We start from the raw sequence: 14,233 nt of genomic DNA on the forward strand, positions 1-14,233 counted from the left end.
ACAGAAGAAAAACGAAAAGACCATTTGAGTTGTTATCGGTTATTCCTTTGTGAACTTTACAGAAAGTAAAAAAATAATTCGGAATCATAAAATCAACTCATCACCTAATCCATAAAAATAGCTTAGGCAATCGTTTGCATCACTATTGCTGTAATTTATTTATATCATTGCAATAGCTTAAGACAAGAGCTGACAGGTCAGACGAATACTGATCCTCCAGTGTTCTACTGCATGCTGCGCCATCCGCTTCTGGACTGATAGCTTCAAAACTTGTTTGCCATCGCTCCCTGAATAATTTCGGCCTTCAGACGGTCTCCGGCATACATTTTTTCAGCCGACGGTTTTCTTCTTCAAGCTCTTTCGGTCGGCTCATCCGTCCCACGTCCATCCCGCCAACCTTTAATCGCCATTTAAGAAAAAGTGTCACTGCTGATGCCATGATCCCGGCACAATTCAGGCACCGGGTTCCCCACCTAAGCCTGTTTTAGAATGGTAATGATCTGCCTGTCAGTAAAACGTGATCGCTTCATAGAAATCCCCTGCATTCAGGTTAGGAGAAAATTCTACTTATACATGCACTGGTTTTTTGGGGGAATTACTAAATCTGTCGTAATCGTCTCCTACAATGATCTGATTGGTAAGAAGTCTTAGTGAGTATCATGCGTTCAATTCTACAGGCTTAAAGAATTGAATTGTCGGCTATGAGCGAGAAGTGGAAGCTTAGGCCCCCAATTACTGCATCACTGACAATGAGGGTTCTGAACATTGGGAGCAAGTCAGCCGCACTGGGCGAATAGTGTCAGAGAGGATTTATGTGCATCTGTCTGATGCGAACTTTTTATGCGGCATGACAGCTGATATCAATGAAAAAAAAGCTCAATCTTAGGGAAAAGATTGTCTTGCTGGAGACGTTGATACGCCTTTCAGACGTATCAATCCAAAAAGATGTAATACCGAATAAAGAAGTATTTGTTACCCCGTGAACATTAATACGCTACTCCGATCTGGGCTCGATGGTGAACGGGTGTCTCAATTTCGTCCAGAATAGCGCGTGCATAGTCGATACCACTTATTGACGATTTTCCATCAGCATCAAAGAGGGCGACTTCGCCACCTTTTCGATAATGTCCCCGATCGGTGCCAGGCATCCATGCAGAGAATTCCATCGCCGGTGATACAAACAGCCAGTCCAGCCCTGACGAGTCCGAGATCAGGTCGTTAAGGACATCCAGATTTTCCTGTGCTTCTGCAATAATCTCAGGTGGAGTGTCTGTCGGAAAATTTTCATCTTCGAGCATACGTGGTGAACCTTCAGCTCTTCTCAGGCAGGAAAAACCACCCACGAGGACTAAACGTGTTCCTGATTTTGCGGCCTGCACCGCAACCTTTTTATAGTTACGGGCCAATGTTCCTGCATTTTCGGCACGTGGTGATAATGCACCCACAATGACATCAACATTGTCAAGTTTAAGTTCGCTCTCATCAATGTTAAGCGGGAAATAATTCACGCCTGGTATGGAGTCATCAGGAGTTTTACGACTGATGACCGTTACATGATGCCCCCGTTTTACTGCTTCACGTGTTATCGCTGAACCGGCATACCCTGTTCCTCCAAGCACACAAATTTTCAGAGTCTTTTGCATATTTTTTCCTCATAGCAGACGATACATAGAATGTTGCTGAACAGCGATCCGTTGAAAAAGGGTCAGAATAATGATAATCACATTGCAGTCTATATTTGTTACCGAGTCTATATGAGGTTTTTGCGGGCCGCAATTAGGCATATTTTTATTACCTGGTCATATAAAAATGACCATCAGGAGGCACGTTTGGGCGAAAAAACGAATATTCTTCCTCCAGAAGACAGCAGCCGCGATCAGCCGTGTGTAATTAGAGATGTGATTGACAGCGTGGGTGATCGCTGGAGTTTACTGACGCTGGGTCATCTTGCCAGAAGCCCCCTACGTTTTGTTGCTCTCCAGCGGGCTATAGGTGATATCTCAAAACAGGTCTTATCGCGCACACTGAAACGACTTGAAGAAGATGGTTTTATAAGTCGGACTGTACACTCAGGCAAACCGCTACAGGTTGTTTACGCTCTGACTGAAATGGGGCATTCCTTTATAAATCCTCTGCAGGCCTTGCTGAACTGGGCAAAAGAGAATCAGGACACCATTACCGATGCGCGTGAGAAATTTGAACTGAAGTATGTTCCAGATGACCGTCAACCCCACGACCTCTCAAAAGCATGACAGCCATTAATACCCTTCTAAGTACCCCTGCAAAAAGGATTATTAATTTTGAGAGGGCCCTTGGCACACTGCCGCCGTTCAGATCGGACTTCGTTATGAGGTGTGTGCTATACGCCAATGCTACCTGCATATTCCTGCCGGAAAAACCTCAAAGGCCTTTGTGAAACCGGTGGGGGTCGTGGTGAAAAAATACATCGACCTCAGGCTGAACGAGCGCCCAGCAGAACAGGCTATGCTCACCGACGAGCGGACTGGTGAGAAAGTTCAGTTTTTGATTCAGTATCGCGGTAAGCCTTCCGGCGGCGCAATCCTCCACTAAACGGTTATACCAATGCTCTGCTCACACGCGGGTGTGCCTTTGCAAGACAGCGTAAGAATGATTAAAAGCCTCCGGGGACGTGCCTCAGCGGTGAAAGCACTGGCCAGCGTCCCTCATGGCATGTCGCTGTATGAACTAATGCAGTGGAGCGGGCATGCGACGCCTCAGTCCACCATGCACTTTATGCGTATTTGCCCGACGCAGCTGGCCCTCTCGTTCGTCAAATCGGGCCGAATCGCTCATATGACAAGCATGCTGAATGACAACGATCCGGAAGCTGCCAGCCTGTCCGGAATCGCGACGTACTATGACCTGGATGATTAATACTGCACGATCCCTTTCTGGAGCAGTTGTCAGCACCGGATGGCCTTTATTGGCTGCGATTTTAACCTGCTTAAGCTAAGCGCGAGTTCACCATCGAAAGCAAAGCCTCTGTCCGGCGTTATCTTAAAGAAGTCCCTCTCACGCCTGATGAAAAAGCCTTCGTAGAGCAGGATGCTGAAAAAATTAAACAGTCCATCACGCGGATAGAAGTCCGCACCAAAAAAGTGAAGCGGACCTGCGTCTTCCACAAAACATATGCAGGCAGATATCAGACCTTTGCGGCAGGTCAAAGGCTGGTTATCACAAAGTGAAAGCAGCCAGCATTAGTTGGACTAAAGCCATATTTCCATTATTCTGGAAATATGGTTTAAAGGAGAATGATATGGACGTAAACACCGCAGCGACTGCCCTGCGCGAGCTGGGACATCCGACGCGTATCAACGTCTACCGGGAACTGGTCAGGGCTGGTCATGAGGGGCTTCCGGTAGGTGAGTTGCAGAAGAGACTCGGCATTCCGGCTTCTACGCTCAGCCATCATATTTCTTCGCTGATGTCTGCCGGGCTGGTCAGCCAGGAGCGGCAGAGCCGCACCCTGTTCTGCAGGCCGTGCTACGCACAGCTTGAACAGCTGATGGCCTTTCTGACGGAGGAATGCTGCGCCGGCAGCAGCTGAAGCCTGTCACCCGTGACTACGCAGGAAAATACACCACAGTGAAAAACATAATTAATGGCCTGAAAAATATTGATCCCGCCCTTCTGGAAGCGCCACTGACGGAAGAGAAACTGCAGGCCCCGGAAGTGGCACACCCGCCCCGCATTCTTATGCTTTACGGCTCGCTGCGGGAACGCTCTTACAGTCGTCTGGCGACGGAAGAAGCCGCCCGCCTGCTGACCGCGATGGGCGCCGAGATAAAAATCTTCACCCCGTCTGGCCTGCCGCTAACAGACGACGCCCCGGAAACGCACCCCAAAGTTGCAGAGCTACGTGAACTGGTTCTCTGGTCTGAAGGCATGGTCTGGTGTTCACCGGAGCGTCACGGTGCCATGACCGGCATCATGAAGGCGCAGATTGACTGGATCCCCCTGACGTCAGGGGCAGTCCGGCCTTCTCAGGGTAAAACCCTTGCAGTTATGCAGGTGAGCGGTGGTTCACAGTCGTTCAACGCTGTAAACCAGATGCGCATTCTTGGCCGCTGGATGCGTATGATCACGATTCCGAACCAGTCATCCGTGGCAAAAGCCTGGGCTGAATTCGGGGAAGACGGCCGCATGAAGCCTTCCCCGTATTATGACCGCATTGTCGATGTCATGGAGGAGCTGATGAAGTTCACTCTGCTTACGCGCGGCCGTAGTGAATATCTGACCGATCGCTACAGCGAAAGGAAAGAGAGCGCAGCGCAGCTTTCTGAGCGGGTAAACCAGCGCAGCATATGAAGAAAGCCGGCATCTGCCGGCTTTTCACTTTCAGTATTTCGTTCTGTCGGCAGCACGCGTCAGGGGTTTACCCGGTTGCCGTGCTCATCAGTCACTTTTTCGCCGTCTTCTTTGGTAAATGCTCCCTGCTGTGGTTCCGGCAGAATGTCCAGAACCACTTCAGACGGGCGGCAGAGTTTTGTACCAAGCGGGGTCACGACCACCGGCCGGTTGATGAGGATGGGATGGGCCTGCATGGCATCCAGCAGCTCATCATCGCTGAACCTGTCGTCTGCCAGACCGAGATGCTCGTACGGCTCGGTGTTTTTACGCAGCAGAGCGCGTACGCTGATGCCCATGTCCTCAATCAGTTTTTTTAGCGTTTCCCGGGTTGGTGGGGTTTCCAGATACAAAATAACCGCTGGCTCTGCGCCGCTGTTGCGGATAAGCGCCAGGGCGTTACGGGACGTCCCGCAGTCCGGATTGTGGTAAATGGTAATGTCAGACATAAGTGATACTCCGTTAACGAGCGGCGTGAACGCAGCCCCGGGGGTTCAGGTTAAACAGACAGGCGCAGGGCCAGCGCGGCCAGCGTCACAAAAAGTACCGGCAGGGTCATCACGATGCCTACGCGGAAGTAGTAGCCCCAGCTGACGGTAATGCTTTTCTGCGCCAGCACGTGCAGCCAGAGCAGGGTCGCCAGGCTGCCAATGGGAGTAATTTTCGGGCCCAGGTCGCAGCCGATGATGTTGGCGTAAATCATGGCTTCCTTCACCACCCCCTGAGCGGAGCTGCCGTCAATGGAAAGCGCACCGACCAGCACGGTGGGCATGTTGTTCATCACGGAAGAAAGCACCGCCGTCAGGAAACCCGTGCCGAGCGTAGCGCCCCAGATGCCGTGCTCTGCGAACCGGTTAAGGGCGGCGGAGAGGTAGTCCGTCAGGCCGGCGTTGCGCAGGCCATATACGACGAGGTACATGCCCAGCGAGAAGATGACTATCTGCCAGGGCGCACCTTTTAATACCTTTCCGGTATCAATAACGTGCCCTTTCCGGGCAACCCGCCAGAGAACAAATGCCGCCACCGCCGCGACCAGGCTGACCGGCACGCCAAGCGGCTCCAGTCCAAAAAAACCGGCCAGAAGCAGGAGCAGCACCAGCCAGCCAGTTTTAAAAGTGCGCATGTCACGGATAGCTTCCTGTGGCGTTTTCAGCTTCGCCAGGTCATAGGTTGCCGGAATGTCTTTGCGAAAAAACAGATGCAGCATCACAAGCGTGGCCGCCACGGAGGCGATGTTCACAGGCACCATGACGGACGCATACTCGCTGAACCCCAGCTTAAAGAAATCCGCCGTGACTATGTTGACCAGGTTCGACACGATGAGAGACAGACTGGCAGTATCGGCGATAAAACCGGCCGCCATTACAAATGCCAGCGTAGCCCCGGGGCTGAAGCCCAGCGCCAGCAGCATGGCAATAACGATCGGCGTGAGGATGAGGGCCGCTCCGTCATTGGCAAACAGCAACGCTACGGCTGCGCCCAGCAGGACAATGTACGTGAACAGAAGCCTCCCTTTGCCGCCACCCCAGCGGGAGACATGCAGCGCTGCCCACTCGAAAAAGCCGGACTCATCCAGCAGCAGGCTGATGATAATCACCGCAATAAACGTGGCCGTGGCGTTCCAGACAATCTGCCAGACAACCGGGATATCCCCGATATGCACCACGCCGGTCAGCAGCGCCAGCGCGGCCCCGATACTGGCACTCCAGCCAATACTGAGTCCTTTCGGCTGCCAGATAACCAGTACCAGCGTCAGGACAAAAATCGCACCCGCCAGAAACATACACACTCCTTTGATAAAGCGCCCGTCAGAATGAGGACAATAAAACTAAAAAATATATACGATAAAACACATGTGTATGGTTAAATTTTTAAATGCAGACAGGTTTGCCGTTTGTTGTTGCGTTATCCCGCTCAGCCTGCCGACTGAGGCGCAGAATCTCATCCCGCTGGCAAAGATAAGCCTGTTCAATTACGGCTGCTGCCCAGGCGGGCATGTGAGGCGACAGCCGGTAATGAATCCACTTACCCTCTCGCCTGTCGATGAGCAGGCCGCCTTCTCTGAGTAAAGCCAGATGCCGGGATATCTTGGGCTGGTTTTCTTTCAGTATAAGCGTCAGCTCGCACACACAGAGTTCGCCTTTATCACGCAAAAGCAGGACGAGATTTAAACGCGTTTCGTCAGACAGTCCCTTGAAAAGCTGAAGAGGAGAAAGCTGTGGCATGATAGTTCCCGATATCAGGCTTAAAAAAATCAGTGTGACTTTTAACCTGCAGGGCGTCAACACAAATTCATAGATTCACATATGTTAATCCGGAGCAGCGCCGCTTGCGTCTGATGCGCCATGCGCAGACTTTTTTACGCTTCTGCTGCAGTCACCGATCCTTATTGAGGGCAGAAACATTGACCTCTCACCGCTTTCGTTTATAGTTTAGCGCCTGTCCTGATAAGATCGGGCTTCGCCGTCAGTGCAACTTCGCAGGTTCCACTGGCTTAATTCAGTCCTGAAGGCACCTTATTGCCATAAAGGAGAACTTAAAAAACCATGCGTCTTACGCCACCCTGAGTAGTACCCCTTCTCTGTCGCACTGAGTAGTCTCAGTCGCGCACTCAAAAACATCCCGTCTGCGGATGTGCTTTTTCGTATCTAAAATTTTTGCCCTCACGGGCTGACTGTATTCAAAATCTGAGAAATTATTATGCTGCTGTCCTCGACGCGTAAGGACTGGCTGGGCAACGTCCGTGGTGACGTGCTCGCCGGTATTGTCGTCGCGCTCGCGCTCATTCCTGAAGCGATCGCGTTTTCCATCATTGCCGGAGTTGACCCGCAGGTCGGCCTCTACTCGGCGTTCTGTATTCCCGTGGTGATGGCCATTTTTGGCGGACGCCCCGCCATGATTTCATCCGCGACCGGCGCCATGGCGCTGCTGATGATAACCCTGGTGAAAGACCACGGCCTTCAGTATCTGCTTGCTGCCTCCGTGCTGACCGGCGTCATCCAGCTGATAGCCGGCTACCTGAAGCTCGGCAGCCTGATGCGCTACGTGTCGCGCTCGGTCGTAACGGGCTTCGTCAACGCGCTGGCCATTCTGATTTTCATGGCGCAGCTTCCGGAGCTGACCAACGTGACCTGGCACGTTTATGCGCTCACCGCCGCCGGTCTGGCAATCATTTACCTCTTTCCGTATCTCAATAAAACCATTCCCTCTCCGCTGGTCTGCATCGTGGTGCTGACCGCCATCTCCATGTGGCTGCACCTGGACGTGCGCACCGTGGGCGACATGGGCAAGCTACCGGATAGCCTGCCGGTGTTCCTTATCCCGGACATTCCGCTGAACCTGGACACGTTGCTGATAATCCTGCCTTACTCCGCCGGCCTTGCCATTGTGGGGCTGCTGGAATCTATGATGACCGCCACTATTGTGGACGATATGACCGATACCCCGAGCGATAAAAGCCGCGAGTGCAAGGCGCAGGGCATCGCCAACGTCTGCACGGCGTTTATCGGCGGCATGGCGGGCTGCGCCATGATCGGTCAGTCGGTGATTAACGTGAAGTCCGGCGGGCGCGGGCGCCTCTCCACCCTGACAGCCGGGCTGGTGCTGCTCTGCCTGATTATCTTCCTCCGTGACCAGGTATCGCAGATCCCGATGGCGGCACTGGTCGCGGTTATGATCATGGTCTCCATCGGCACCTTCTCCTGGCGCTCAATTACCGACCTGCGCCGCCATCCGCTGTCGACCAGCGTGGTCATGCTGGCAACCGTGGTCGTGGTGGTGGCCACCGACAATCTGGCCTTCGGCGTGCTGACCGGGGTGTTGATTGCCTCGCTTAACTTTGCCACTAAAGTGGCGCGCTTCATGACTGTCAAATCCTCACTGGAGGGCGAGACCCGGACCTATACCGTGATCGGCCAGGTCTTTTTTGCCTCCGCCGATCGCTTTATGAGCCATTTCGACTTCCGAGAAGCAGCAGAGCGCGTGGTCATTGACGTCACGCATGCCCTTTTCTGGGACATCACCTCCGTGAGCGCGCTGGACAGGGCGGTAATCAAATTCCGCCGCGAAGGCACTGAGGTGGAAATACTCGGCATGAACGACGCCACCCGCACCCTGGTTGACCGCTTCGGCGTGCATGACAAGCCGGAAGAAGCGGAAAAACTGATGGGCGGTCACTAAGCGACAGGAGATTAAGCTATGAACAATACCGTTGTGGCCTGCGTGGACGGTTCGCCGTCAACCGGGCCGGTCTGTGACTACGCGGCGTGGGCTGCCGCCGGCCTTTCTGCGCCGCTGGCCCTGCTGCACGCGCTGGAAAAAGACGGTCATCCGGCCGTCTCTGACCTGAGCGGCAGCATTGGCATCGACAGCAAAGAGCTGCTGACCGAAGAGCTGGTGCGCGTGGAGGGTGAGCGCAGCCACCTGCTCATGGCGCAGGGTAAAGCCATTCTGGCCGGTTGCGCGGAGCGACTGGCCCGTGCGGGAATTCCGGAAGTGCGCCAGCTGCAGCTGCACGGCGCGCTGGATGAAATCCTTGCCGGGCTGGATGACGTCAGGCTGATGGTGCTTGGCCGGCGTGGTGCGGAACACACCGTGGGCAGCCAGCTGGAAAGCGTCATCCGCCTGCAGAAAGAGCCCGTGCTGGTCGTGCCGGAAACGTTCAGCGCGCCATCCCGCGTGCTGTTTGCCTGGGACGGCAGCGAGGCCAGCCGCCGAAACCTGACCCGTCTGACCGTGAGCCCGCTGCTTCGCGGCCTGACCTGCCATGTCGTGATGGTGAACGGCGATGATGCTTCACTTCTTGATGCTAAGCTGATACTGCAGGCGGCTGGCATTGATGCAGAGTCCCGGATGATTCAGGATGAATCTGTTTCTCGCGGCCTGTGCCGTTACGCAGAGGAGAACGGAACGGACCTGATCGTAATGGGGGCATGGGGACACTCCCGGCTGCGCCGGTTCTTTATCGGCAGCCACACCACCTCAATGCTGGCTGAAAGCCGTCATCCGCTGCTGATGCTGCGTTAAACTTTACGGGCCTGAAAACCCAGGCCCTTTTCATAACGCGCCTCCGGGACTGATGTTCCGGAGGCGTTCATTTACGCGGCACCTCTTTCAGTCGCGCTCAGGGAATACCATGCGTCAGCTGTTTCGCTTTATGTATCAGCATGGCAGCCATCTCGCCTTTGGCGCGATACTGATGGCAATGTCGAGTTTCGGCCAGACTTACTTCGTCTCGCTTTACGGCCAGGATCTGCGCCAGGCCTTCGGGCTCAGCGACGGCGGGCTGGGCGGACTGTATGCCGCGGGCACAGTGCTAAGCGCCGTCACGCTGACCTGGGCGGGCCGGCTGATTGATTACACCACCACCCGGCGGTTTACCCTGGCCGTTACCCTGCTTCTGATGACGGCGTGCCTGCTCGTATCCGGTGCGCAGGCGGCATGGATGCTCTGTGCAGGCTTTTACCTGCTTCGCCTCGGCGGCCAGGGGCTGATGGTGCACACCGCACTCACTGCGACTGCACGCCAGTTTCCGCTTGATGCCGGCAAGGCGCTGGGCGCTATCGCGCTGGGCCTGTCGCTGGCGCAGGCGCTGTTTCCGGTCGCGGCCGTGCAGATTAACCATCTGACGGGATGGCGCATGGCCTGGATGATAAACGCTGCGGTCCTGGTTACCGGTGTTGCGCTGGCTGTCACCTGTCTTCCGTGCGCTGCCGAAAAGCCGATGCGAACGTTCAGGAAACGGGGTGCAGAGAAGGTTCGCGAAACGTCAGTATGGAAAAACAGGAACCTGCTGCTGGCTCTGCCGGCGGTGCTGGCGTCACCTTTCATCACGACGGGCTTCTTTTTCCATCAGGCGCGGCTGGCAGAGGAGAAAGGATGGGCACTGTCATGGGTTGCAGGGTGGTTTATTGCCTACGCGATAACGCAGGCGGTTTCCCTGTTATCATTTGGTCCGCTTATAGACCGGTTGAAGCCACGCCGTCTGCTGCCGTGGTTTCTGCTGCCGCAGGGCGCTGGCATGCTGGCGCTGTGGCTCAGCAGCAGTCAGTGGGTCACACCGTTTTATCTCATCATGACCGGCGTATCGTCAGCCATTGCGTCAACGCTGGCGACCGCGCTGTGGGTACAGCTGTTTGGCCCCGCGCAGCTGGCAAAAGTGCGATCGGCCGTTGAGGCAGGTACTGTAATTGCCAGCGGCGCCTCCCCGGTCATCATGGGTGTGCTGATTGATCATCATGTCACTCTCAGAATACAGGCACTGATGTGCCTGATCTTCATTCTTGCTGCCAGCCTGGTCGCAACCCAGGTTCAGGTAGCCAGCCCTGAGGACATAAATAGTTAAATGCGGGACTTATGACAATCCAAAGTGCAATAATTAAATTCAACTATCTACCAAAGTGGATAACGTCCGCTTCACGCCCTGAGACATTCGACAAGCTTTTTATGGCACCAGTAAGGGCGAGTGTCGCGCTTGGAGAGCCAGCAAATACTTCGCTTCATCGTACTGGGTTCTTGTTTTCCAGCAGCGGTAGATGATCCTTATCCATTTGAAGGCAAGAGCCCGGATTGCAGACTGGTGAGATTTTCCTTTTTCTCACATTCCCTGATAATACAGCTTGGCCAAGTATAATCAGTTAACCGTGTTGGCAGCCCATTCAACAAAGGTCTGCCTGACGAACCTGGCACACTGCCATCTCCAGTGAACCCAGGATTTCTGTCCACTTCTTTCTGTCACCGGTGCAATAGCTGCGTAGTTTTAAATTTCTTCAGCGCTGTTAAACCGGTCACGGTTATCACCAAGTGCAGCAAGCATACGTGGGGGCCATACACGGCCCCATGCCTGGGAGCGATTTGAACAGAGTTGCATCTGGCAATGTGTCAAACTCTAGTGGTCAACTAAAACTGGCCACCGTGTTAGAGTTTTTCCAATATCTGTTTTCCGATTCGTTTGGTGTTAACCCACCGTTATATTCATGCGGCCTGAGCACACTGTAATACCCAACGATATAGTCCGTTATTGCGTGGACTGCATCGCTGAAGCTTACGTAACCCGCCACCGGCACCCATTCGTTCTTCAGACTCCTGAAGAATCGCTCCATTGGGCTATTATCCCAGCAGTTTCCGCGCCGACTCATACTCTGTTTGATCCGGTACCGATGAGTCGGCTGCTGGCAACTGATCAGCCTCAGCTCTTTCATGAGTCTGCCAGCGAGCCAGCGCCCGATCTGGTAGCCTCTCTGAATGACCATTGTGGCGATGCTTCTTGCTCCGGCAGAACCGTGGCTGATGCCATGTAGCTCAAGTACATGACTGCGTAATACAGCCCGTTTGCCGTCTGGCTTTTCAGGACGGTTTTTCCAGTATTTATAGCTGCGGCGATGAACCCCGAACACGTGGCAGAGAGTAACCACAGGATAACGCGCCCTGAGTTTCCCGATTATCGAGAACTGTTCAGGAAGTTTGACATCAAGAACGCGGCAGCCTTTTTAATATTTCGTTGTCCATTTCAATACGTTGAAGTTTTTTCTTTAGCTCACGTATTTCGATTTGTTACGGCGTAATTGGGAAGGCTTTTGGGGTTTTGCCCTGACACTCATCACGCAGTTGTTTGACCCATTTCGTCATCGTGGAAAGACCCACATCCATAGCACTGGCAGCGTCAGAGACGGTGTAGTTTTGATCGACAACCAGCGAGCGGATTCGCGTTTGAATTCAGGACTAAAATTTCTTCTTTTCATTGGTGCACCTGTGTTGTTCTGCGGTGAGCATATCCCCTCTGTTCAGGTGGCCAAATTCAGTGAACCACTACAGGTAGAGCGCCGTAATGCGTCCCTGCCCGTCAGTGGCTCCCTGACTTAACCTGATCCATTCCTCCCCCTGCTTTCTGTCCAGCTCGACCTCGATCCCTGCCGTCGGCACGCCGGTCTGGAGATTCAGCACGTGCACGCTGAGCGGATTTTTCATTTCTGCGGCAAAGCCGGTCGCACTTATCACACCCGGCGCGCCACCCAGTAAATAATGCTGCCATTTCATCTTATCTTCCTTCTGGTTAACGGACGCGCTAAGGATAAGCGCGCCAGAAGGAAATTGGATACATCCTGCTGAAAGATAAGAAATTTCGCAGAATAGCGTAGTCATTAACTGGCTTACACCGTATAAGACTGCTGAGCAAAAAGAGACACCGGTTTTAGATCCCTAAGGACAAAAAAGTCTGGCTCAATGCATGAGCCTGACCATGAGTGACAACAAATAATGCGCTTTAAACTTTAAACATTTCCACCGTTCCACGTAACACCAGGGCTTGTCCTGCCAGTGATTGCGAGGCCGAAGAAGACTCTTCGACTAAAGCTGCATTACTTTGCGTCACTGAGTCCATCTGGGTAACCGCAATGCCAATTTGCGTGATACCCTGCATCTGTTCAGCTGAAGCCCTGGAAATATCGTCCATGGATGATGCCAGTTCACCGACCATATTGACGACTTTCAGTATGCTCTGTCCCGTTCCGTTTGCGACCACGACGCCGCTCTCAACCTGCTCTACCGCTTGCTCAATTAACGTTTTTATTTCCTTAGCAGCAGTGGCACTCCGTTGAGCAAGTGTTCTCACCTCACCTGCGACAACGGCAAATCCTCGTCCCTCTTCACCTGCACGCGCCGCCTCTACGGCAGCATTGAGCGCCAGGATATTGGTCTGAAATGCGATACTTTCAATGACAGAGGTAATATCTCTGACTTTTGTGGCGCTGGAGGTAATTTCATCCATGGTAGTGGACATACGTTGAACATCCTTTTCACCCACATGCGCAAGCTTAGCCACATCACGAGCGAGTTCTGCTGTGAGCTGCGCACTGGTTGTATTATTTTTCACCGTAACGGTCATCTGTTCCATTCTGGCGGCGGTTTCCTGTAATGCAGCTGCTTGTTCCTCAGTACGTGAAGAGAGTTCGGTATTTCCTTCCGCTATTTCACCTGCCGCCATCGCAACCGAACCGGCGCTGTTTTTAATGTCACTGACCAACTGGCGTAGGTCAGTCTGCATGGCAGAAAGAGAAGCAAGCAGGCTGGTTTGATCTCCCGGCCTTAGCGTGACCGTTGTGGTAAGATCACCAGCGGCAATCGCTGCCGTTATGGCCTGAGCCTGCGAGGGTTCACCACCGAGTTGCTTCATCAGACTGCGCATGATTAACCACGCGGCCAGGAGAGAAATAATTAACGTCATTGCACCCAGTACCCCGAGGATAAACATGAGTTTGCTGACATAACTTCCCGCATTTTTTACCGCGGCATCGCTTTCCTCGAGCTGAACAACCGTCAGTTCTTTTAACGCCGTTAATAACTGTCCCTGAATCGGTCTGACCGTCTGCATGAGATACCGAATAGTCTCCTGCTGCTTATTCTGCAACCCTAATGAAGCTGCCTGACTGAGAACCGAAAAAGTTTCAGCTCTGAGTGCGGTGACTTTATTAAAAAAAGCCTGCCCCCTTTCGGTAGCATATTTTGCCTGGAGCGAGTCGAGTTTCTGCAGCGTCTCGTCAAACTGCAACTGCTGAGATTCAAGACGCTTATTTTCAACTTCCATTTCTTCATAATTAGTCAGCAACGCGATATTGCGCACGGCAATACCCATGTCTCTAATGTTACCGTAAAGCGCCATACCCAGTTGATATTTCTGCATGTTGACGTTGACCGTCTTATCCAGTTCATCCCGGGAATCAGACAAACCTTTATACGCAATCGAAATGCTTAGCATAAAAAGAACAATGAGCAAGCCAAAGCTCAACATAAGACGGGTGGAAACTTTCATTTTAAAACTCCCATGGTTAAAAAAGAGTTATCGGATGCAAATCTTTAGACTTTATAAATA

13 protein-coding genes and 4 pseudogenes are annotated in these 14,233 nt (G+C 53.0%); 8 read left to right on the top strand and 9 right to left on the bottom strand.

Features of this window, described 5'->3' with window-relative positions:
- Window positions 1-186 precede the first annotated feature (186 nt).
- Window positions 187-473, bottom strand: a pseudogene (locus JK231_RS25020) (transposase); the annotation flags it as partial.
- Window positions 474-986: 513 nt separating this feature from the next.
- Window positions 987-1,643, bottom strand: coding sequence for an NAD(P)H-binding protein (locus tag JK231_RS25025; RefSeq protein ID WP_211729885.1), 657 nt, complete (start codon window positions 1,641-1,643; stop codon window positions 987-989).
- Window positions 1,644-1,673: 30 nt separating this feature from the next.
- Here JK231_RS25025 and JK231_RS25030 point away from each other — a divergent pair, with 30 nt between their 5' ends.
- The 5 genes from JK231_RS25030 to arsH all read left to right on the top strand — a co-directional run bounded on the left by JK231_RS25030 (window position 1,674) and on the right by arsH (window position 4,329).
- Window positions 1,674-2,252, top strand: a complete 579-nt coding sequence (locus JK231_RS25030; protein WP_349291541.1) for a helix-turn-helix domain-containing protein — start codon at window positions 1,674-1,676, stop codon at window positions 2,250-2,252.
- Between the two features lie 181 nt (window positions 2,253-2,433).
- Window positions 2,434-2,571: a hypothetical protein gene (locus tag JK231_RS25620; RefSeq protein WP_249221845.1), complete on the top strand. Its 138-nt coding sequence runs from the start codon at window positions 2,434-2,436 to the stop codon at window positions 2,569-2,571.
- Between the two features lie 57 nt (window positions 2,572-2,628).
- Complete coding sequence (locus JK231_RS25625) at window positions 2,629-2,895, top strand: hypothetical protein (RefSeq protein ID WP_249221846.1); 267 nt, start codon at window positions 2,629-2,631, stop codon at window positions 2,893-2,895.
- 382 nt (window positions 2,896-3,277) lie between these two features.
- On the top strand, window positions 3,278-3,568 hold the full coding sequence (locus JK231_RS25040) for a metalloregulator ArsR/SmtB family transcription factor (protein WP_211729886.1): 291 nt from the start codon (window positions 3,278-3,280) through the stop codon (window positions 3,566-3,568).
- 47 nt (window positions 3,569-3,615) lie between these two features.
- The gene (gene arsH / locus JK231_RS25045) at window positions 3,616-4,329 is read left to right on the top strand and encodes an arsenical resistance protein ArsH (RefSeq protein WP_211729896.1); all 714 of its coding nucleotides are present in this window, start codon (window positions 3,616-3,618) and stop codon (window positions 4,327-4,329) included.
- A gap of 59 nt (window positions 4,330-4,388) precedes the next feature.
- Here the strand turns inward: arsH and arsC are convergent, their stop codons facing one another.
- The 3 genes from arsC to JK231_RS25060 all read right to left on the bottom strand — a co-directional run bounded on the left by arsC (window position 4,389) and on the right by JK231_RS25060 (window position 6,593).
- Window positions 4,389-4,817, bottom strand: a complete 429-nt coding sequence (gene arsC, locus JK231_RS25050; RefSeq protein WP_211729887.1) for a glutaredoxin-dependent arsenate reductase — start codon at window positions 4,815-4,817, stop codon at window positions 4,389-4,391.
- Window positions 4,818-4,867: 50 nt separating this feature from the next.
- Window positions 4,868-6,151, bottom strand: a complete 1,284-nt coding sequence (locus tag JK231_RS25055) for an arsenic transporter (protein ID WP_211729888.1) — start codon at window positions 6,149-6,151, stop codon at window positions 4,868-4,870.
- An 88-nt stretch (window positions 6,152-6,239) separates the two neighbouring features.
- The gene (locus tag JK231_RS25060) at window positions 6,240-6,593 is read right to left on the bottom strand and encodes a metalloregulator ArsR/SmtB family transcription factor (RefSeq protein ID WP_211729889.1); all 354 of its coding nucleotides are present in this window, start codon (window positions 6,591-6,593) and stop codon (window positions 6,240-6,242) included.
- Between the two features lie 475 nt (window positions 6,594-7,068).
- Here JK231_RS25060 and JK231_RS25065 point away from each other — a divergent pair, with 475 nt between their 5' ends.
- From JK231_RS25065 to JK231_RS25075, 3 genes are all read left to right on the top strand, one after another.
- Complete coding sequence (locus tag JK231_RS25065; RefSeq protein WP_211729890.1) at window positions 7,069-8,547, top strand: SulP family inorganic anion transporter; 1,479 nt, start codon at window positions 7,069-7,071, stop codon at window positions 8,545-8,547.
- 18 nt (window positions 8,548-8,565) lie between these two features.
- Window positions 8,566-9,393 (top strand): universal stress protein, encoded by an 828-nt coding sequence (locus JK231_RS25070; RefSeq protein WP_211729891.1) that lies wholly within the window; start codon window positions 8,566-8,568, stop codon window positions 9,391-9,393.
- A gap of 109 nt (window positions 9,394-9,502) precedes the next feature.
- Window positions 9,503-10,711 (top strand): MFS transporter, encoded by a 1,209-nt coding sequence (locus tag JK231_RS25075; protein ID WP_211729892.1) that lies wholly within the window; start codon window positions 9,503-9,505, stop codon window positions 10,709-10,711.
- Window positions 10,712-10,810: 99 nt separating this feature from the next.
- Here the strand turns inward: JK231_RS25075 and JK231_RS25080 are convergent.
- The 4 genes and pseudogenes from JK231_RS25080 to JK231_RS25095 all read right to left on the bottom strand — a co-directional run.
- Window positions 10,811-11,252 (bottom strand): annotated as a pseudogene (locus JK231_RS25080) (IS110 family transposase); the annotation flags it as partial.
- A gap of 9 nt (window positions 11,253-11,261) precedes the next feature.
- Window positions 11,262-12,107, bottom strand: a pseudogene (locus tag JK231_RS25085) (transposase).
- A 73-nt stretch (window positions 12,108-12,180) separates the two neighbouring features.
- Window positions 12,181-12,402 (bottom strand): annotated as a pseudogene (locus tag JK231_RS25090) (hydroxyisourate hydrolase); the annotation flags it as partial.
- Window positions 12,403-12,628: 226 nt separating this feature from the next.
- On the bottom strand, window positions 12,629-14,173 hold the full coding sequence (locus JK231_RS25095; protein ID WP_211729894.1) for a methyl-accepting chemotaxis protein: 1,545 nt from the start codon (window positions 14,171-14,173) through the stop codon (window positions 12,629-12,631).
- Window positions 14,174-14,233 lie beyond the last annotated feature (60 nt).

The organism is Pantoea sp. JGM49, assembly GCF_018257655.1.
GTDB lineage: Bacteria > Pseudomonadota > Gammaproteobacteria > Enterobacterales > Enterobacteriaceae > Pantoea > Pantoea communis.

Bases quoted from the DNA above. Each gene is read 5' to 3' on its own strand.
- JK231_RS25095 (WP_211729894.1), bottom strand. From the start codon at position 14,173: ATGAAAGTTTCCACCCGTCTTATGTTGAGCTTTGGCTTGCTCATTGTT.
- JK231_RS25030 (WP_349291541.1), top strand. From the start codon at position 1,674: ATGTTGCTGAACAGCGATCCGTTGAAAAAGGGTCAGAATAATGATAAT.
- JK231_RS25055 (WP_211729888.1), bottom strand. From the start codon at position 6,151: ATGTTTCTGGCGGGTGCGATTTTTGTCCTGACGCTGGTACTGGTTATC.
- JK231_RS25040 (WP_211729886.1), top strand. From the start codon at position 3,278: ATGGACGTAAACACCGCAGCGACTGCCCTGCGCGAGCTGGGACATCCG.
- arsC (WP_211729887.1), bottom strand. From the start codon at position 4,817: ATGTCTGACATTACCATTTACCACAATCCGGACTGCGGGACGTCCCGT.
- JK231_RS25070 (WP_211729891.1), top strand. From the start codon at position 8,566: ATGAACAATACCGTTGTGGCCTGCGTGGACGGTTCGCCGTCAACCGGG.
- JK231_RS25025 (WP_211729885.1), bottom strand. From the start codon at position 1,643: ATGCAAAAGACTCTGAAAATTTGTGTGCTTGGAGGAACAGGGTATGCC.
- JK231_RS25075 (WP_211729892.1), top strand. From the start codon at position 9,503: ATGCGTCAGCTGTTTCGCTTTATGTATCAGCATGGCAGCCATCTCGCC.
- JK231_RS25065 (WP_211729890.1), top strand. From the start codon at position 7,069: ATGCTGCTGTCCTCGACGCGTAAGGACTGGCTGGGCAACGTCCGTGGT.
- JK231_RS25060 (WP_211729889.1), bottom strand. From the start codon at position 6,593: ATGCCACAGCTTTCTCCTCTTCAGCTTTTCAAGGGACTGTCTGACGAA.
- JK231_RS25625 (WP_249221846.1), top strand. From the start codon at position 2,629: ATGATTAAAAGCCTCCGGGGACGTGCCTCAGCGGTGAAAGCACTGGCC.